At 58.3% G+C, this 19,336-nt stretch carries 16 protein-coding genes, 1 other RNA gene and 1 pseudogene; 6 read left to right on the top strand and 12 right to left on the bottom strand.

Going from position 1 to position 19,336, the window contains the following annotated elements; all coding sequences use genetic code 11:
* Positions 1 to 300 precede the first annotated feature (300 nt).
* The 9 genes and pseudogenes from PSH81_RS23150 to PSH81_RS23110 form a co-directional block, all read right to left on the bottom strand.
* Positions 301 to 573 (bottom strand): annotated as a pseudogene (locus PSH81_RS23150) (hypothetical protein); the annotation flags it as partial.
* A complete protein-coding gene (locus tag PSH81_RS23145) occupies positions 570 to 1,550 on the bottom strand; it encodes an integrase domain-containing protein (protein WP_305391544.1) in 981 nt (326 codons plus the stop codon). The gene PSH81_RS23145 and the pseudogene PSH81_RS23150, both read right to left, overlap by 4 nt.
* Complete coding sequence (locus PSH81_RS23140; protein WP_305391543.1) at positions 1,528 to 1,887, bottom strand: hypothetical protein; 360 nt, start codon at positions 1,885 to 1,887, stop codon at positions 1,528 to 1,530. Before PSH81_RS23140 ends, PSH81_RS23145 begins: the two co-directional genes overlap by 23 nt.
* Complete coding sequence (locus tag PSH81_RS23135) at positions 1,871 to 3,238, bottom strand: YfjI family protein (protein ID WP_305391542.1); 1,368 nt, start codon at positions 3,236 to 3,238, stop codon at positions 1,871 to 1,873. The genes PSH81_RS23140 and PSH81_RS23135 overlap by 17 nt, the downstream gene beginning before the upstream one ends.
* Before the next feature lie 906 nt (positions 3,239 to 4,144).
* Positions 4,145 to 5,401, bottom strand: coding sequence for an integrase domain-containing protein (locus PSH81_RS23130; RefSeq protein ID WP_305391541.1), 1,257 nt, complete (start codon positions 5,399 to 5,401; stop codon positions 4,145 to 4,147).
* A 186-nt stretch (positions 5,402 to 5,587) separates the two neighbouring features.
* Positions 5,588 to 5,984, bottom strand: a transfer-messenger RNA (tmRNA) gene (gene ssrA / locus PSH81_RS23125).
* A gap of 101 nt (positions 5,985 to 6,085) precedes the next feature.
* Entirely contained in the window at positions 6,086 to 6,364 is a 279-nt protein-coding gene (locus PSH81_RS23120) for a hypothetical protein (RefSeq protein ID WP_226455738.1), read from the bottom strand.
* 136 nt (positions 6,365 to 6,500) lie between these two features.
* Complete coding sequence (locus PSH81_RS23115; protein ID WP_305391540.1) at positions 6,501 to 9,311, bottom strand: FAD-binding and (Fe-S)-binding domain-containing protein; 2,811 nt, start codon at positions 9,309 to 9,311, stop codon at positions 6,501 to 6,503.
* A 70-nt stretch (positions 9,312 to 9,381) separates the two neighbouring features.
* Entirely contained in the window at positions 9,382 to 11,076 is a 1,695-nt protein-coding gene (locus tag PSH81_RS23110) for a lactate permease LctP family transporter (protein ID WP_192298935.1), read from the bottom strand.
* A 261-nt stretch (positions 11,077 to 11,337) separates the two neighbouring features.
* Between PSH81_RS23110 and PSH81_RS23105 the strand changes: the two genes are divergently transcribed.
* Complete coding sequence (locus PSH81_RS23105; RefSeq protein ID WP_192298934.1) at positions 11,338 to 12,105, top strand: GntR family transcriptional regulator; 768 nt, start codon at positions 11,338 to 11,340, stop codon at positions 12,103 to 12,105.
* 38 nt (positions 12,106 to 12,143) lie between these two features.
* Here PSH81_RS23105 and smpB read toward each other — a convergent pair whose 3' ends face one another.
* Entirely contained in the window at positions 12,144 to 12,626 is a 483-nt protein-coding gene (gene smpB, locus PSH81_RS23100; RefSeq protein WP_192298933.1) for an SsrA-binding protein SmpB, read from the bottom strand.
* Between the two features lie 166 nt (positions 12,627 to 12,792).
* Here smpB and PSH81_RS23095 point away from each other — a divergent pair, with 166 nt between their 5' ends.
* Together PSH81_RS23095 and PSH81_RS23090 are read left to right on the top strand one after the other, a co-directional pair.
* A complete protein-coding gene (locus PSH81_RS23095) occupies positions 12,793 to 13,227 on the top strand; it encodes a type II toxin-antitoxin system RatA family toxin (protein ID WP_017735533.1) in 435 nt (144 codons plus the stop codon).
* Positions 13,220 to 13,522, top strand: a complete 303-nt coding sequence (locus PSH81_RS23090; RefSeq protein ID WP_305391539.1) for an RnfH family protein — start codon at positions 13,220 to 13,222, stop codon at positions 13,520 to 13,522. Before PSH81_RS23095 ends, PSH81_RS23090 begins: the two co-directional genes overlap by 8 nt.
* Positions 13,523 to 13,583: 61 nt before the next feature.
* Here the strand turns inward: PSH81_RS23090 and PSH81_RS23085 are convergent, their stop codons facing one another.
* On the bottom strand, positions 13,584 to 14,111 hold the full coding sequence (locus PSH81_RS23085) for an outer membrane protein assembly factor BamE (RefSeq protein WP_192298931.1): 528 nt from the start codon (positions 14,109 to 14,111) through the stop codon (positions 13,584 to 13,586).
* Between the two features lie 98 nt (positions 14,112 to 14,209).
* Between PSH81_RS23085 and fur the strand changes: the two genes are divergently transcribed.
* Entirely contained in the window at positions 14,210 to 14,614 is a 405-nt protein-coding gene (gene fur / locus PSH81_RS23080; protein WP_226455734.1) for a ferric iron uptake transcriptional regulator, read from the top strand.
* Between the two features lie 86 nt (positions 14,615 to 14,700).
* On the opposite strand, the gene recN is transcribed toward fur, so the two are convergent.
* Positions 14,701 to 16,374, bottom strand: coding sequence for a DNA repair protein RecN (recN, locus tag PSH81_RS23075; RefSeq protein WP_192298930.1), 1,674 nt, complete (start codon positions 16,372 to 16,374; stop codon positions 14,701 to 14,703).
* A gap of 253 nt (positions 16,375 to 16,627) precedes the next feature.
* On the opposite strand from recN, the gene grpE reads away from it, so the two are divergent.
* Complete coding sequence (gene grpE, locus PSH81_RS23070; RefSeq protein WP_192298929.1) at positions 16,628 to 17,188, top strand: nucleotide exchange factor GrpE; 561 nt, start codon at positions 16,628 to 16,630, stop codon at positions 17,186 to 17,188.
* A 102-nt stretch (positions 17,189 to 17,290) separates the two neighbouring features.
* Positions 17,291 to 19,207: a molecular chaperone DnaK gene (dnaK, locus tag PSH81_RS23065; protein ID WP_305391538.1), complete on the top strand. Its 1,917-nt coding sequence runs from the start codon at positions 17,291 to 17,293 to the stop codon at positions 19,205 to 19,207.
* Positions 19,208 to 19,336: the final 129 nt, after the last annotated feature.

Here is a 19,336-nt window from a genome sequence, read left to right as displayed (position 1 = left end):
GCGGATGCCGGTCCCAATGGTATTAAATGCCGGGGATTGTATCTCAATCCGAGCTCGGCACTGAGCAGTGTCGGTTACACGGGCCAGGTTGGGCGTCTAGCACTAGCTGTACTGACTTTTTCATGTCGGTGATTCGCGCTGATGCTCATTGCAGTGCGTTGAGCATGGAGCTGTTCCCCAAAAATGACCCACTTGCTGTATCTCTCAGTCGCTTACGGCTTGCAGGGCTATTTGCTCTACCGCGCTTTTACGATCACCTGAGCAAACTACTGTCAGCAAGTTGCGGCACACGGCAGGGGCGATCACCAAGTCTCGGTTCTTCCCTAATCGCTTCCAGACCAATGAAGCCGTGAGTAGGTAATAATATCGGGTGGCGTCTGAATGATCTTTCAGATACTGCGTGAGAAACCAGCGCACATGCTTAAGCTGCCAAGTCCAAGGATTATCACGCTGCCAGCGCTCTTGAATGGCCGCTTGCATGAATCGAGCTTGCCGTAGGTGACGTTGCTGCGTGACCTTTGAACCAGTCATTACGCCGCTCAGGAACAGCTCCATATTGAAGGGTCTGGTCACGCTCGACCTCCAATGTAGGCCGAAATGACATCGATCCGGTTATGCCCAAGCTCAAGACTGATTTGCCGTCGCGCCCTTTGGTCCAGAGCGTGGTCGATGCGATAGCATCGGCCACCATTGACGGGGGCCGCGTGGCCCGTGAGCTGTATGTAGCGCTCGCACGCATAAGCCGCTCGAAATTCATGAACCCCCTTCAGTCCCAGCTTCTGAAGCAATTCACGGGCTGGCCTCACCGTCTGTTGCTGGAACTTGGCGTAGCTTTCACCTTCGGCCAGCAAATTGCGGCTGTGGGGTGGCGAGGCGTAACGAGCCATCTGCAAGGCTGCCTTAACCTCGTTATTTGCGATGATCCATCGCGGTGCTGAAGCGCCAGCCCGGCCGCCTTTGGTCCCATCCTGAATATTGATGCGGCCTAAGTGTTTAGCCTCACTTTGCAAACGTGGCAGGTCAGCCAAGATCGTTTCGCGCAAGCGCATGCCGGTTGCGCGGGCCAAGCAGACAATCGCCGCGACACGGTGGTGTTGCTGCTCACGAAGCGCTTCAATCACTCGACTCAATTGTTGGTGCTCTTGGCCATCCGGTGCGCGGGTGCGTACGCTTGATCGCTGCATGCCGAGTGCCTTACTCGGGCTGGCGATTTTCACGTACTGGTCGCCGCGTAGTGCTGCGAGGGTACGGTTTACGCTACTCAGGCGGTTCTGCGCGGTGGCGATGCAGATTTCACCTTGTTGGATTTGCTGACGCAGGTGTGTGGCGTAGCTGTGCAAGGTACTGCGATCTATCTGGCGGGCGTCGTTGTAACCGGGGCCGTCCGCTGACCGACACCACTTCACGAAAGCCTGCCAGCGATCACTGTGTGCTTTGACCGTAGCGAAGTGGCCGCCGGCAAACATATCTTTCAGCGCTTGTGGGCCGGCATAGCTGAGCTGACGGCCGTAGCCAAAGTTGCGGCCATCACGCCGGCCGAGCAATGCCATCGGCTTCACCGTTTTCCGTGTCTTGCAGAAAGCGCAGCACCGCTTTCCAGTGGGCGCTGATCTTGTTCACTTGTTGCCAATGTGTGGGACGAATAATCAGGGCGTTTTGCTGATGCCGCAACATTGCTCCCTCTTCGCGCAGTTGGTGGATCAGTTGGCCGATGTTGACAGGCCCTAAGGCGGGTGTGGCGACAACGGCGACAGTGGCGACAACCCTTGTAGTTGCTGCTCTGAAGCATGGCGACAAGGCGGCGACGGAAGTGGCGACACTCCGCAATGCAGGTCGTGTCTGATGCTGCGCCTGGTAACGGCGCACCGCGTCATTGAGGCGGAACATGGCGCACCTCGAAGGTCTTTCCGTCAGGAGAGTCCAGCCAGCTATGTGAGATCAATTCGACCAGCAGCGTAATGGTGTGATGACTGCTTTTGCGGGCAAAGCGGGGGCCATTGCGATTGAGGTCGCGGACGGTAAATTGGGTCCAGCCTTTTTGCGTCAGCCAGCGCAGCAATCGATCCGACTCCTCGCGTAACGTGTTGATGGGCTCTTGCTCCGTCAGGCGCTGGATTTCGGCCAGGTAGTAATCCATCAGCGTCGAGGCGCGCTGGATATGGGGTTCGTCCACTGCATGCGCGTCTTCAATCACCGCCAATACCCCGGCGATACGCAGTACGTTGGCTGCTGCTTTCCCCGCGACGGATTGAATGCCGGACAGCTCGCCAAATTCACCAGATTGGCATTCGATAGTGTCGTGAATATCGATCCAGGCAGTGCGCGCGCTGGGTGTCAGTTCCAGCCTGTCAGCGTTAAGTGAACCATCCTTGTGCAACGACATCGGCTTATTCAGCAAAGCGGTGATGCGTGCTTGGTAACGCAGGATTTTGGTATCTCGCGTTAGGTCCACTGCCTTGTACAAGCGCCGCCCCACAAGGCGTTCGGGCCAACTGATCAGGCAGCGCCCAAGAATGCCTTGGCCGTTGATCATTCGATCTGTGAGTAGCTGGTTGGCGAGGTAAGGTTGCAGCATCAGATGCAGACTGAGACGGCGATCATAAGCTCGCAGGCTTTCGCCAGGCATGGAGCGCGCCCGGTCGATGGGGCTGCCATCCCAGAGCGCTGACAGGGTTGTGATGGCCTTGAGTTGGTTCTCTTTACTCATGGTGCTGCTGCCCAGAAACTGGCCGCCCTCATCGTTGAATAACCCCATGCTGGGCAAGCCCTGGCATAGGTTTTTGATCAGCGCCTCAATGGTGGGCTCGGCGATGATCAACCTGGGCGGGACGGGGTCGGATAACTCACGAGCTTCGTGCTTTCCTCGAATGGCGGCGCGATTGGCTTTCAGTTGCTGCAAGTACAACATCCACTGCCGCCGCTCCCACTCACGCGCAGCCGCCAGCGCCAGATGATCCACTGCGCTTTTCCGATCACCCGACGATGCCACCGTCAGCATGTACAGGGATAACGGATAAACACGGCCATCGAGCTGCACATTGGCGTGCGACTGGGTCACCAGGGCGGCAGTGGCCAACACCGATTGCGCAGCCATGGCGCAGGGCACGCCGATCACCTCGGCCATGCGTTCGACGGCTGGTCCTAATATCTGTCCCAACGCTTCGACCGGATACGCCAGCGGCTCGGGCCGGTATTCCAGCAGCGGCTGTGGCAGGTCAAACGCTTCGCACAATTGCATCGTCATTCTCCTGGTGCTTCGAATTTCTCCCTCACTCTCCCCGCCACGGTTGTTGAGTGTTATCAGGGATCAAGGCCCCTGCAGCCTGTGAGGGTTGTCCACTTACGCGGGACGGGCGGCTCTTTACTACCGGGAGCTTGGGCATCTCATGATCTGGCCTCCTGAGCACCGATAACGGTGGGCGGGTGGAGGCTGCGTTGGCTGACGAGACCAGCGCCGCGAGATCCTGAGTCTGTTGCAGGCAGTAATGCGATGACCAGGGCGTGCCTGACTGTCAGTCAGGTGCAGTTCATTCCGTGGGCTGCGGCACCATCATCTGCATTGCTGCTGCGGGTGACATCGGGGTTTGTCACGCCGATTGTCACAGTGACAAACGCTGCAATGTGTTGCCCGGCAAGGGCTGCGGCAGTGGTTTCGGCGCCCGTCTCTTTCCTGGAGAAAGAGACGGGCGTGGGCTGCCGCATTTGCACTGTGGATAAGTTGGCTTCGATCACGTTGGGCGTGACTGCGCGCCTAATTGGAAGCGAGCGCGCATGGGCTGGGACCACCACTGTAGGGCGTAGCCTTAAAGGTCCCTGGCTACCTGGGCAATGCTGTCGATGACAGCGCTTTACGGCTCTGGTGTAACGCGTGCTCGGAGGGTGGTCAACTGGGTGTGCGGTGGGGTTTTTAGGCGTTGTACGTGTTTGGAAGAAGGTGGCTTGGAATGGACAATTGGCCGTTCGTCGGTTTTTAAAGTGAGCCCCTGAGGACGGGAAGGCGAAGCCTTCCTGCCCTCAGGGGCTGGGCATTAAGAGCTTGTGGGCGCTGCAGACGGTGGCGACTGTCGCCACGTTGTCGCCATACGAAGGACCGCTAAATACTTGGGTTGTCGCCACTGTCGCCGCTGTCGCCAGCAGGAACTGATTAACGAAACGGGATGACGTTCCCGTTTTTGTTTTCATGAATGGCCGTCACCGACAAATTGCCGGTGGCGGCTTTTTGAATGTACTCGCTCCACCAAATCATCATTGGACGCCGGCGCTCAATGTAGTCCGCTCGGTTGTACGCGCTTCGGACTTCGTCTTTGTCGACATGGGCGAGTGCGACTTCAATCAACTCCGGGTCCCATCCATGTTCGTTGAGGATGGTGCTGGCCATTGATCGCAGGCCGTGGCTGACCAACCGATCCTGGAAGCCCATACGCTTTAATGCCATGTTCGCGGTCTGGCTGTTTGCGTGGGTACGCGGATTTCGGTCGGCCGGAAATACGTGTTCCCGGTGGCCGCTGTAGGGCTTGATTGTCTCTAGCAGCGCGAGCGTCTGGTCGCTTAGGGGGATGGGGTGCGCACGGCGTTTTTTCATGCGCTCCTTTGGGATGGTCCAGATGCGTTTCTCGAAATCTATTTCTGCCCAGGTCGTCCCAGCAGCCTCGGCAGGGCGGGTCATAGTGTGCAGTTGCCATTCGATCAGGCAGCGGGTGATGCGTTTGATGCTGGCGTTGGCAATCGCCAGCATCAGGTCGGGTAGTTCTTCGGGTGGAAGTGCCGCCATGTTTTGTTTTTGCGGTTTCTTGAAGGCTGCCCGAATGCCACTGAGCGGGTTCGCAAAGATCAGCCCGCAGTTGACGCCGTAGGCCATGATTTCGTTGAGACGTTGGGAAAGTCGCTTGACCGTCTCCAGGCTGCCTTTGGCCTCGATCGGGCGTAGAAGCTTGATGATCATGGGGGCGGTGATGTCTGCGAGGGGTATGGCTTTGAGTCTGGGGAAAACATGCAGCGTGAGTGAGCGCCAGATGTCTTCGGCGTAGGCCGTTGTGACGGAGTGTTTTTTCAGTTCGAACCAGGCGGTGGCTACCTTCTCGAATGTGTGCTCGGTTTTTGCCAGCTTGGCCTGCCTTAGCTCATCGCGGTGAGCTTTGGGGTCGATGCCTTGCGCCAGCAGTTCGCGTGCCTCAGCTGCTTTCTTTCTGGCATTCGCCAACGAGAGGGCTGGGTAAGGGCCGAGCGCCATGTTGAGGCGGCTTTTGGTTACCGGCTCGCGGTAGTTAAAGTTCCAGATCATCGAGCCACTGGCTCTGACCCTGAGTTGAAGGCCGTCGCCGTCAGTGAGAACGAAGTCTTTTCCTGTTGCCTTGACTGCCTTGAGTTGGCGGTCTGAGAGGTGGGTTGCATTAGTAGGCATGAGAGCTACCTCCGACACCGTTTTGGTATCCCAAAAATAGCACCGGTGGGTCCGGGATACCAAATGGGATACCAAAACGCCTGGAACTCAAAATTCTTCTACGGAAGCCAGTAGCCCTAAAACCCTTGATTTACCTGGATTTCAGGCACAAAAAAAGACGTCCGTGGACGTCTTTAGATGATGAAATGGTGGAGCCGGGGGGATTTGAACCCCCGTCCGCCAGTACTCCGCTGTCGGTACTACATGCGTAGCCGTTTCTATTAAGTTAACCCTCAGCGACCCGAAGGGCAGGGTGCTTTGGGCGAGTTGTGTAAGTTTTAGCCGCTTCGTCCACAACGTACTGCACGGCGATTCTGTTCTATATGACAATCACTTTGGGTTTACAGACATCCCCTGGTGATTGCTGGACCCGAAGGTACCAGAAGCTCAGGGCTAAGGCTGCTTACGCAGCGAGAGCGAATTCCTGGCCGTAGTTTTCGTCATTGGCAACTATAAGAAGTTGCAACAGTGGATTTACGAGTTCTGTTACCAACTCGGCATGCACCTAAAGTTTCGCGACCGGCGTCGAATCCTAAACGGCCCCGTGCTTGTAACTCGTTGTTTCATAGTGAGTGACAAGCCTGTGCAGTGTACGCCAAACAGCGCGGGAAGGCCAACCCGAAGGTTGGCCTCACGGCTGTGGGATTATTTACCGCCTTTGTCGAGGTCTTGCAGGTCTTGCAGCGCCTTGCTGGTTATCTCGATGCACTTTTTCTCATCGCCGGCAGCGTGGGCGGCTTTGGCCTGGGCGACGGCGGTGTCGATTTCGCCGCTTTTACCGCTGGAGTCGGTGGCGAGCAGCGCTTTGCCGTTGTTGATTTTGTTGAGGTTGATCTCGCAGAGGTCTTTGTCACCGGCGGCGAAAACAGGGGAGGCCAGCATCGCAGCGGTGATGAACAAGCCAGCAAGAGCGGAACGCTTCATAGGGTATCTCCTCGCAAATAGGGCTCGACGCTGCTGGCGTTCAACGGCTGCCAGCGACATCACTGATGAGCCTCGTTCGCCGAGGCCTATCTAGATGACTACGTGGGTGCGCGGGGGTTCTGTTTTTTTTGTCGGATCAATGGGCGCGTGCCTGTGTGACACGATCCACGAGGTACACGAGGCCGTGGTAATCGATACCGCCATGCTGGCTCAGGCCGATCTCGCAGGTGCGGCTGGTGGAGATGCCTTCGCTGCAATGTTGCACCGCGTCTTTGAGGGAGCGCAGTGAGTGGGCGTTGAGTTGCGGCGTGGTAAAGCCCTTGTCGCCGGCAAAGCCGCAGCAATGGATGCCTTCCGGGATGACCACCGTGTTGGAGCAGCGTCGGGCCAGGTCGATCAGCGCTTGGCTTTCGCCCAGGTGTTGGGTGCTGCAGGTGACATGCACGGCGATCGGTGCGTCTTGCGGCGTGAAGTCGAGGCGGTCCATCAAGTGGGTGCGGATAAAACGCACCGGATCGTAAAGGTCCAGGCGTGTTTCGCCGAGGTCTTGCACCAGGCGCAGGGTGCATGGGCTGGTGTCGCAATAGATCGGGTCGAGCCCGCCACGGCTGGCGTGGAGCAGGGCGCCAATGAGTTCCTGGCGTTTGTGTTCGGCTTGTTCGGCGTAGCCTTTGGAGGCGAAGGGCTGGCCGCAGCACAGGCTGTCCTGGTTGTCGGGGAAGACGACCTGGTAACCGGCTTTTTCCAGCAGGCCGCGGGTTTTGTCGTACAGCGACATCTGCTCTTTATCCCCAGCTGCCGGGCCCATGGTGCGTGAGACGCAGGCCGCGAGATAAACCACGCGTGGCCGCTCGTCGGTCACCGGCGGACTGAAGCGGATAGCCTTTTCCGGCTGCGGCATGGCGTTGGTCCATTGTGGGATTTGTCCCTTGGACAGCCTGGTCACCGTGGCCGACAGTTTCGCCAGGCGCGGGGCGCCCAACAGCATGCGTGCGCCATTGGCCACGTGCAGGGTAAAGCGCGCGCCTTGCAGTGCGGTGGCGAAATGGGTGGCGAGCCATTCGGCGGTTTTCGTGCGGTCGGCGTCGCGACTACGCAGCTTTTTCACCAGGTCGCCGGTGTTGATTCCTACAGGGCAGCGCTGGGCGCACAGGCCGGTGGCAGCGCAGGTTTCGATGCCTTGGTAGTGGTAGGCCGCTTCCAGTTCGGTGGTGTCGACGCCAGCGCGCTTCTTCGCCTGGATGTCGCGCCAGATCACGATGCGCTGGCGCGGGCTCAGCGTCAGCCCTTTGGACGGGCACACCGGCTCGCAGAAGCCGCACTCGATGCACTTATCCACAAGCTCGTCGGCGGCGGGCAGCGGTTTGAGGTGTTTGAGGTGGATCTGCGGGTCTTCGCTGAGTACCACGTCCGGGTTGAGGATGCCGTTGGGGTCGAGCAGGCGCTTGAGTTGCCACATCAACTGATAGGCATCGCTGCCCCATTCCAGTTCGACAAACGGTGCCATGTTGCGACCCGTGCCGTGCTCGGCTTTCAGCGAGCCGCCGAATTCCACGGCCACTAACTGGGCGACGTCATCCATGAACGCTTGATAGCGTGCGACTTCCTGCGCACTGTTGAAGCCTTGGGTGAATACAAAGTGCAGATTGCCTTCCAGAGCGTGTCCGAAAAGGATGGCTTCATCGTAGTGATGTTTGTCGAACAGTTCGATCAAGCGGTTCACACCGATGGCCAGCTGTTCGACCGGGAAGGTTACGTCCTCGATGATCACTGTAGTGCCGGTTTTGCGCACAGCACCCACTGCTGGGAAGGTGTCTTTGCGGATCGCCCACAGACGGGCGTTCTCCACGGGGTCTTCGGTAAAGTCGACCTGTTTTTCCACCGCAAATGCGGCCAGGGACGCCATGATCAATGCCAATTGCTCGTGCAGCAGTGACGGCGAAGCGGCGCGGGATTCGATCAGCAGCGCGCAGGCATTTTCCGATAGGTGTTGTACGAAAGCAGGCATGCCCGGTTTGTTCTGTACCGAGCGCATGCTGCGCCGGTCCAGCAGTTCAACGGCTGAAACGGGTTGGGTTTTCAGTACCGTTACCGCGTTGCAGCAGGTTTCCACATCCGGGAACACAATCAGCGCCGAGGCTTTGTTCGGATGGTCGACCACTGTGTCGTAGGTTACTGCGCTGATAAAGCCCAGGGTGCCCTCGGAGCCCACCAGCAGGTGGCTGAGGATGTCCAGCGGTTCGTCGAAATCCACCAGGGCGTTGAGTGACAGGCCGGTGGTGTTTTTCAGACGGTATTTGTGGCGGATCTTAGCCGCCAATTCAGCGTTTGCCCGCGTCTCGCGCCCCAGTGTCGCCAGGCGCTCAAGCAGTGGGCCGTGTTGTTCACGAAAGGCCGCGATGCTGCTTGCGTCTTCGGTATCCAGGCGGCTGCCGTCAGCGAGTACCAGGCGGATGCCTGCGAGGGTGTGATAGGTGTTTTGCGCCGTGCCGCAGCACATGCCGCTGGCGTTGTTGGCAACGATGCCACCAATTTTGCAGGCGTTGATCGACGCCGGGTCCGGCCCGATCTTGCGCCCGAATGGTGCCAGCCACGCGTTGGCCTGGGCGCCGATGACGCCAGGTTGCAGGCGGATTTGCGTGCCTTGCCCGCGAATCTCGCGGCCGTTCCAGTTGTCGCCCAATACGATCAGCACGGAGTCGCTGATGGCTTGCCCGGACAGGCTGGTGCCGGCTGCGCGGAAAGTGACGGGGACGTGGTCGCGTTGGGCCAGTTGAAGCAGTGCGACGACTTCGTCTTCTGACTCCACGCGGATAACCAGCTGTGGGATCAGTCGGTAAAAGCTGGCGTCAGTGCCGAAGGCGAGGGTGGAAAGTGGGTCGTCGAAGCGTCGATCCTGTGGGATCAGCTGTGCGACATCGCGCAGAAAAGCAGCAGGCAGGCTCATCGGTCCTCCAGAAATAGCTGACGCCGGAACCGTGGTCCGGCGTCGATTCTTACTCTATTGCGTGCAGGTCTTAGTGCACCAGCATACCGGTGAACCAGTAGGCCTGGGCCAGGGTGATCAGGCCGACGATGGTGGCAAAGAACAGGCTGTGCTTGAGTGTGAAGCGGAACAGGTCTGACTCTTTGCCGACCAGGCCGGTGGCGGCGCAGGCCACGGCGATCGATTGCGGCGAGATCATCTTGCCGGTGACGCCGCCGCTGGTGTTTGCCGCGACCAGCAGGGTGTCATTGACGCCGATCTGGTGTGCGGTGGTGGCTTGCAACGAGCTGAACAGGGCGTTGGACGAGGTGTCCGAGCCTGTCAGGAACACGCCCAGCCAGCCGAGGAATGGCGAGAAGAACGGGAATGCCGCGCCCGTGCCGGCCAATACCAACGCCATGGTCGAAGACATGCCGGAGTAGTTGGTGACGAAGGCGAAGGCCAGCACCATGCCGATGGACAGGATCGGCCAGCGCAGTTCATAGAAGGTCTCTTTCAAAGTGGTAAGACCAGTTTTGATGTTGATCTTCAGTACCAGCATCGAGATCAGTGCGGAGAAGAAAATCGCCGTGCCGGTCGCCGAGATCGGGTCCAGCTTGAACACTGCCGGGATCGCGGTCGGGTTGGTCACGATGGGGGCGACCTTCACTACCATCTGGTCCAGGTGCGGAATCGCGAAGTTGAAGACCCAGCTGTACATCGAGCCGCCCGCAGCGAACATGGCCTTGAACGGTTTGAGGGTCCAGATAGTCACCAGTACAGTGAGGATCAGGAACGGCGACCATGCCTTGAAAATTTCCCCCAGGCTGTAGGGCGATGCAACCGTGGTGCGTGGTTGACCGAAACCGCCGGCACTGGCGGTGACAGTGGCGCCGGCGGTGGCGCCAGCAATCTGCGCGCCCGCGGTGCGCTTGGGTTGCCAGACCTTCAGGAACAGGGTCAGGGAAATCAGACTGGCCAGAGCCGAGGTGATGTCCGGCAGTTCCGGGCCAATGAAGTTGGATGTGAAGTACTGCGTGATCGCAAAGCTCAAGCCTGCGACCAGTGCCGCGGGCCAGGTTTCGCGAACGCCGCGCAGGCCGTCCATCATGAACACCAGCCAGAACGGTACGAACAGCGACAGTAGCGGCAGTTGGCGACCAGTCATGGCGCCGATTTTGAACGCGTCGATGCCGGTTACCTGGCCTGCCACGATGATCGGGATCCCCAGGGCGCCGAACGCCACGGGTGCGGTGTTGGCAATCAGGCACAGGCCGGCCGCGTACAGCGGGTTGAAACCCAGGCCCACCAATAGCGCGGCGGTGATCGCCACGGGCGCGCCGAAACCGGCAGCCCCTTCGAGGAAGGCGCCGAAACAGAAGCCGATCAGCAGCACTTGCAGGCGCTGGTCGTCGGTGATCGACAGGACCGAACTGCGGATGACCTCGAACTGGCCGCTCTTAACGGTCAGTTTGTAGAGGAATACCGCGGCGACGATGATCCACGCGATCGGCCACAGGCCATAGGCAAAACCGTAACCGGCTGCGGCGAACGCCATGTCCACCGGCATTTGGAAGGCAAAGATCGCCACCAGGATCGAGAGGGCCAGCGTGATGCTGCCGGCTACGTGGCCTTTGAGGCGAAACACGGCCAGGGCCAGGAAGAAGAATACGATGGGAATGACGGCGGCCAGTGCGGACAGGCCGAGGCTGCCGAGCGGGCTGTAGAGCTGTTGCCAAGTTTGCATATGGGGTGGCCCCTAATTGTTGTTGGTCAGGCACTGTTTAGTCGATTTGGCTAATTGGTAATACCAATTTACAATCGCTGTTGGCTAGGTTAAAAGCCTTCGGGGGATGTGTCAATTTGCCGCCTGCGAAACTTTCGTCGTAGGAAGTTGGGCGAGGGGATCTGATCGGATAAATCCGAGGCGCTCTGATAGGTGCTGCAAGCGCTGCGATAGGCGAGAATAGAGGGCCCGGCGAGTGGTCGGGATGGTGGAGAGTGAGCTATGGGGTTTGATCAGGTGCGTCAGCGCCGTTTGTCCGACGATATTGTCGAGCAGCTTGAGGGCATGATCCTTGAGGGCACGCTGAAGTCGGGCGAGCGCTTGCCAGCCGAGCGCGCATTGGCGGAGCGGTTTGGCGTGTCGCGACCGTCGTTGCGCGAGGCGATCCAGAAGCTCGCGGCCAAGGGGTTGCTGGTCAGTCGCCAGGGCGGGGGTAACTATGTCGCTGAATCGTTGGGGTCTACGTTCAGTGATCCGCTGTTGCACCTGTTGGAGAACAACCCCGAGGCGCAACGGGATCTGTTGGAGTTTCGCCAGACGCTTGAGGCGTCATGTGCGTATTACGCATCGTTGCGTGCCACCGAGGTTGACCGTGAGCGGCTGACAGCGGCGTTTAATGCGTTGCAGGATTGCTACTCGCGGGTCGATGAGGTCAGTCGGGCGGAGGAGGGGGCGGCGGATGCGAGCTTTCACCTGGCGATTGCCGAGGCCAGTCATAACGCCGTGTTGCTGCACACCATCCGCGGGCTGTTCGATTTGCTCAAGCGCAACGTGGTGACCAATATCGGTGGGATGTATCAGCAGCGTACGGAAACCCGCGACATGCTGATCAGTCAGCACCGGGATTTGTATCTGGCGATTATCGAGGGGCGGGCCGAGGCGGCGCGTGAGGTTTCCACGCGTCATCTGCAGTACGTGCAGGAAGTGTTGGAAGAGGTGCGTCAGGAGGTTCAGCGGGTTGCGCGGGCTGAGCGGCGTAAAGGCATGTAGCCAAGGGTGATGCACCCAAGGCTACATCGCTGCAAGGATTACTCTTCCTTGCCCTTGTTGCGCACGGCGCGGTGCAGCTCGCGATTGGAGTCGCGTTCACGCTCGGTATCGCGCTTGTCGTATTCCTTCTTGCCCTTGCCGAGTGCGATCTCGCATTTGACCAGGTGCTTGCTCCAATACCAGGACAGGCAGACGCAGGCATAGCCTTTCTGCTGTACGGCGGCGGCGAGTTTTTCCAGTTCGCGCGCATTGAGCAACAGTTTGCGCGTGCGCACCGGGTCGGCAATCACGTGGGTGCTCGCGGTGGTCAGCGGGGTGATATGACTGCCCAGCAGCCACGCCTCGCCATCCTTGAGCAGCACGTAGCTGTCGACCAGTTGCAGCTTGTTGGCACGCAGACTTTTTACTTCCCAGCCGGCCAGGACCAGACCAGCCTCGAACCGATGTTCGATGAAGTAATCGTGTCGCGCCTTTTTATTTTGCGCGATGGTCCCTGTGGGGTGTTTCTTTTGTTTAGCCATAGGGGCGGCATTATAGGGAGTTGCGAGCGAGTCGGCTACGGTCAACCTGCGTGCTTGAGCGTGTTGGATGAATCCCGGACAATACGGGCAGTTCTTTGGTTTTTTTCTCTCGCGGATCGGGCTGTTGTTTCGCGATGTTTGCCTCAGCAGTGGAAATAACGCTCACATGACGACGCATATTCAACGTTCGGCCTTGTTGCCTTATCCGGCGCAAGCGCTCTATGACCTGGTCAACGACGTGGCGCGTTACCCGGAATTCCTGCCCTGGTGCTCGGCGGCCGAGGTGCTGGAAAGCAGTGATGAGCATATGGTTGCCAGCGTTGGTGTGGCGAAAGGGGGCATTGGCCAGCACTTTGTTACACGTAACGTGTTGGTGCCCGGGAAATCCATCGAGATGAATCTGCAGGAAGGGCCGTTCACCCAGTTACATGGCGTATGGGTATTCAAGGCGCTGACTGACAAGGCTTGCAAGATCAGCCTGGATCTTTCTTTTGATTACGCGGGGCCGCTTGTTCGCGCGACACTGGGGCCTTTGTTCAACCAGGCGGCCAATACGTTGGTGGACGCGTTTTGTCAGCGAGCCAAGCAACTGCATGGTTGAGATTGAAGTGGTGTATGCCGCCGTGGATCGCCAGGTCTTGCTGGCAGTGGCAGTGGCGCCCGGCACCAGCCTGCGGGCGGCGGTGCAGGCTTCGGGGATTGCGGCGCAATTTCCCGAGCTGAATCTGGCTGATTGTCCCTTGGGAATATTCGGCAAGGTCGTTGCGGATGCAGAGGTGCGCGCCGTACAGGCGGGTGATCGGATTGAGATCTACCGGCCCTTGCTGGCGGACCCTAAGGAGGTGCGTAGGCTGCGTGCAGCCAAGGCGGCCTTGGCCCGGCAACAGAACTCCTGAGCTTGCCAAGCGGCAGGCAACAAAAAGCCCGGCATGCCGGGCTTTTTTGAGCGCCGCACACTTACTGCGGGCTGGTGTCCAGAGGCTGTGGCGTTGGGACTGGAACAGTTTCCACGCCGTCGACGTCTTTCTGGATCTTGTCGAGCAGAGAGCCTGGTTTGGCAGGGACTTCGGACTTCGGCTTCTCGGCTTCCTGCGCAGGCGCAGTCACGTTGGTGCCGTTGTCCTTGCCGAGCAAGGCTTCATCGCGGCTTACGCCAGGCATAAAGTCACCGGACAGGCTCACAAGCTGGTCGTTGCCATTAAAAATGACGCTGACGCGTTCCTGCTGGCGCTCACCGCCACCAGGTTGGATGCTGTAGAGATAATCCCAGCGATCAGCATGGAAAGTGTCGGTCAGCAGGGGATTACCCATGATAAACCGTACTTGCCGTCGGGTCATTCCCGGGCGTAACTGGTCTATCATGTCCTGCGTGACGACATTGCCCTGCTGGATGTCGATTTTGTAAACCCCGGGGAATGAACAACCGGCGAGTGCGAGCAGTCCCACAAAGGTGAAACTGGTTAGCAAGAGCTTGGTGTTTTGCATCGGTGGGCGACTTCCACTATCTTGGCTGGGACAACGTAAACGCCGATCATACCCGTATTAAGAGAAGCTGCGAAGCAGCATCCGCGAGAAAGCTAACCATGGTTGAAAATAGCGAACTACGTAAAGCCGGTCTTAAAGTGACTCTGCCACGAGTCAAGATTCTACAAATGCTCGATTCTGCTGAGCAGCGTCACATGAGCGCCGAAGATGTCTACAAGGCGCTGATGGAGTCTAACGAGGACGTTGGCCTGGCCACGGTTTACCGTGTGCTGACCCAGTTTGAAGCCGCAGGGCTGGTGGTTCGTCATAATTTCGACGGCGGTCATGCGGTATTTGAACTGGCTGACGGTGGTCATCACGATCACATGGTTAACCTGGATACCAACGAGGTTATCGAGTTCACCAGTCCGGAAATCGAAGCGCTCCAGCACAAAATAGCTGAAGAGCATGGCTTCGATTTGATTGACCATAATCTCGTGTTGTACATCCGTAAGAAAAAGTAAAAATAGCGCAGATTTGTTCTGCGAAACGCACGAAGGCGACCCTGGGGTCGCCTTCGTGCGTTCTATATAAAGGTAAAAGCGTCAGGTCAGGCCTTCGACGCCACTACCATTTTTTTCGCGTGCGCCAAGGACTCCTTGGTCAAGTCGATGCCGCCGAGCATCCGTGCTACTTCTTCCACGCGTTCCGATTTGTTCAGCTTGGACACGGCCGTGTGCGTCGCATCGCTACCGCGGACTTTGTGCACGAACAGGTGTTGATGCCCCTGGGCCGCCACTTGCGGCAGGTGAGTGACGGTAAGTACCTGACCGCGATCTCCCAGTCGGCGTAGCAGTTGGCCCACAATTTCCGCGGTCGGCCCACCAATCCCTACGTCCACTTCATCGAATACCAGCGTTGGCACGCGAGATGTCTGTGCGGTGATGACCTGGATGGCCAGGCTGATCCGGGATAGCTCGCCGCCGGACGCCACTTTTGCCAGTGCCTTGAGCGGCTGCCCAGGGTTGGCGCTGACCAGTAGTTCTACCTGTTCAAGGCCGTGAGGTTGCAGTTCGGCGTTGGAGTTGGCGCGTAGCTCGATGGTGAAGCGTCCGCCTGGCATGCCCAGGCGCTGGATTTCCAGTTCCACTGCGCCGGCGAGGCTGGTGGCGGCCTGTTGGCGCAGGTCGCTTAGTTCGCGGGCCTTCTCTTGATAGTGGCGGGCGAAAGAGGCGAGCTCATCGCCGAGTCGCTCGATGGATTCGTCATTGGCATTCAGGGTTTCGATTTCATCCAGCAGCTTCTGCTGCATCGCTGCCACTTCGGTGGGCTGGATTCGATGTTTGCGCGCCAGGGTATAGATAGTGTCCAGGCGCTCTTCGATTTCCTGCAGTCGTGCCGGGTCGGCGTCGAAATGGTCGAGGAAGCGATTCAGCTCGCCGACGGCTTCTTCCACTTGAATCTGGGCGCTGGTCAGCAGTGTGGTGGCTTCGCAAAGGGAGCCAGAGGCGTTGTTAACGCTGGACAGGCGATTGAGGCTGGCAGTCAGTGCGTTGAGCACATTGCCGGAGTCGCTTTCGCTGCACTGCTCGACCACCTGGCGGCAAATACCCAGCAGGGTTTCGGCGTTGGTCAGGTTTTTGTGTTCCTGCTCAAGCTGTTCCAGTTCGGTCTCGCCCAGGCCCAGGCTTTCGAGTTCTTCGAGTTGGTAGCTGAGTAGCTGGTGGCGAGCACGCTGTTCGTCGCCGGAATTGGAAAGGCGTTCTAGTTCCTGGCGGGTCTGGCGCCAGCGTTGGGCGGCCAGTTGCACTTGTCGCGCAAGGTCGGTGGCGCCGGCGTACTCGTCAAGCAGGCGACGATGGGTGTCGGTTTTCAGCAGGGACTGGTGTTCGTGTTGGCTGTGGATGTCGATCAGTAACTCGCCCAGGGCTTTCAGGTCGCCAAGGGGGCAGGGCGTGCCATTGATATAGCCACGTGAGCGGCCTTCGGCGGTGATGACCCGGCGCAGGATGCATGGGCCGTCATTATTAAGGTCGCGTTCGGCCAGCCAGGCTTCAGCCTCGGGAATGTCTGCCAGGTCGAAGGTCGCGAGGATGTCGGCCTTGTCTGCGCCTGGGCGCACCACGCCGCTATCGGCGCGGTCACCGAGGGTCAGGCCCAGGGCGTCGAGCATGATCGATTTACCGGCGCCGGTTTCGCCCGTGATTACGCTCATCCCGCGATCCAGTTCGAGATCCAGGTGTTCAACGATGGCGTAGTTATGTACAGACAGGTGCACGAGCATGAGGGCGCTCCCAGGCGTTAGGTCTGGTTATTTATACAGTGTTTTGTTCTGGGCTGACAATCCTGATGCTTAGCTCGATTTGCTTGATCGGCTGTTTTTTTTAGCGCGATGAGGAATGATCGTGCAGGAACTGATCCGGAGCACGTGAACGACTTTTGGTAACGCTCTGGCCCTTGAACCTGGAAATTGTGGCCCCATATACCGGAACAGAAGCGCGAGTTGAGTTCGCGCATGATTTTGAAAGGAGAAAACTATGGCTGACGAACAGACGCAGGATACGCAAACTCCAGACGCCAATTCGGCTGTCGGTGATGAGCTGGCAACGCGTGTGCAAGTGCTCGAAGAGCAATTGGCTGCGGCGAATGATCAGGCTCTGCGTGTTGCCGCCGATCTGCAGAACGTCCGCCGCCGTGCCGAGCAGGATGTGGAGAAGGCTCACAAGTTCGCGCTGGAAAAATTCGCTGGCGACCTGCTGCCGATTATCGACAGCCTGGAACGTGGCCTTGATTTGTCCAACCCGGACGATGAAAACATCCGCCCAATGCGCGAAGGGATCGAGCTGACCCTGAAAATGTTCCAGGACACCCTGAAGCGTTATCAGTTGGAGGCGATTGATCCGCAAGGCGGCGAGCCGTTCAACGCTGAGCATCACCAGGCCATGGCCATGCAGGAAAGCCATGACCTTGAACCGAACAGCGTGTTGAAAGTGTTCCAGAAGGGTTATCTGCTCAACGGTCGCTTGTTGCGCCCGGCAATGGTGGTGGTAAGCAAGACGCCGGCACCTGTTGCACCTTCTATTGATGAGCAGGCTTGAAATTCGCCGCAAGGCCCCCATCTATAAGTCAAGCGTTTAAGTGCTACCGCAGTTAGCCACCACTGCTGCGGCAACCAAATTCAAGTTTCGGGAGAGTAAATCATGGGCAAAATTATCGGTATCGACCTGGGGACCACCAACTCGTGTGTCTCCGTTCTGGAAAACGGTAAAGCTAAAGTTATCGAAAACGCCGAAGGCGCGCGTACCACGCCGTCGATCATTGCTTACGCCAATGACGGTGAAATTCTTGTAGGTCAGTCGGCCAAGCGCCAGGCTGTTACCAACCCGCACAACACTCTGTACGCGGTAAAGCGTCTGATCGGTCGTAAGTTCGACGAAGAAGTCGTGCAGAAAGACATCAAGATGGTTCCGTACAAAATCGCCAAGGCTGACAACGGTGACGCCTGGGTTGAAGTAAACGGCAACAAGATGTCTCCACCGCAGATCTCGGCTGAAGTCTTGAAAAAGATGAAGAAAACCGCCGAAGACTACCTCGGCGAGCCAGTGACTGAAGCGGTCATCACCGTTCCGGCCTACTTCAACGACAGCCAGCGTCAGGCAACCAAAGACGCCGGCCGTATCGCGGGCCTGGACGTAAAACGTATCATCAACGAACCTACTGCGGCCGCTCTGGCTTACGGTATGGACAAGGCCAAAGGCGACCACACCGTGATCGTTTATGACCTGGGTGGTGGTACTTTCGACGTCTCCGTGATCGAGATCGCTGAAGTTGACGGCGAGCACCAGTTCGAAGTGTTGGCCACCAACGGCGACACCTTCCTGGGTGGTGAGGACTTTGACATTCGCCTGATCGACTACCTCGTCGACGAATTCAAGAAAGAAAGCGGCATGAACCTCAAGGGTGATCCGCTGGCGATGCAGCGTCTGAAAGAAGCTGCTGAAAAAGCCAAGATCGAACTGTCGTCCAGCAATGCGACCGACGTGAACCTGCCGTACATCACTGCAGACGCCACCGGTCCTAAACACTTGAACGTGAAGATTTCTCGCGCCAAGTTGGAATCGCTGGTCGAAGACCTGGTTCAGCGCACCATCGAGCCTTGCCGCATTGCATTGAAAGATGCCGGTATCGACGTTGGTTCCATCAACGACGTGATCCTGGTCGGCGGCCAGACTCGCATGCCGCTGGTACAGCAAAAAGTAACCGAGTTCTTCGGTAAAGAAGCACGTAAAGACGTTAACCCGGACGAAGCGGTTGCCATGGGTGCTGCTATCCAGGGCGCGGTATTGGCCGGCGACGTGAAAGACGTGTTGCTGCTGGATGTCAGCCCGCTGACCCTGGGTATCGAAACCATGGGTGGCGTGATGACTGCGCTGATCGAGAAAAACACCACGATTCCTACCAAGAAATCGCAAGTGTTCTCGACTGCCGATGACAACCAGGGCGCTGTGACCATTCACGTGCTGCAAGGTGAGCGTAAGCAGGCTGCGCAGAACAAGTCCCTGGGCAAGTTCGACCTGGCCGAGATTCCACCAGCACCACGTGGCGTGCCACAAATCGAAGTGACCTTCGACATCGACGCCAACGGCATTCTGCACGTTGGTGCGAAAGACAAGGCTACCGGCAAAGAGCAGAAGATCACGATCAAGGCCAACTCCGGTCTGTCTGATGAAGAAATTCAACAGATGATTCGTGATGCTGAAGCCAACGCTGACGCGGACGCCAAGTTTGCAGAGCTGGCCGCTGCCCGTAACCAGGGTGATGCATTGGTTCACTCGACGCGCAAAATGGTCGTTGATGCTGGCGACAAAGTGACTGCCGAAGAGAAGACCGCGATCGAAGCTGCCGTGGTTGCCCTGGAAGCCGCCATCAAGGGCGACGACAAGGCTGCCATCGATGCCAAGGTTGAGGAGTTGTCGAAAGTCTCCGCGCCGGTTGCTCAGAAGATGTACGCCGAACAACAGGCTCAGCCTGAGGGCGGCGCGCAACAGGCAGAGCCTGAAGCCAAGCACGACGACGTGGTTGATGCTGAGTTCGAAGAAGTCAAAGAGCAGAAGTAAGTTGCTCGTCCGGTTGACCGCTATCAAGCGGTGACTGGTAGGATGTCGCCGCGCGGGAGCTTGCTCCCGCGTTGGCGTGTCTGGGGTATGGGAATTTTTACAGCATGCGACATCGCTCGGATGCTGGCG

Source organism: Pseudomonas sp. FP2335 (assembly GCF_030687535.1).
Taxonomy (GTDB): Bacteria; Pseudomonadota; Gammaproteobacteria; order Pseudomonadales; family Pseudomonadaceae; genus Aquipseudomonas.
Note: the sequence above shows the minus strand (reverse complement) of the source record. Positions and strands in the feature narration are given on the sequence as shown.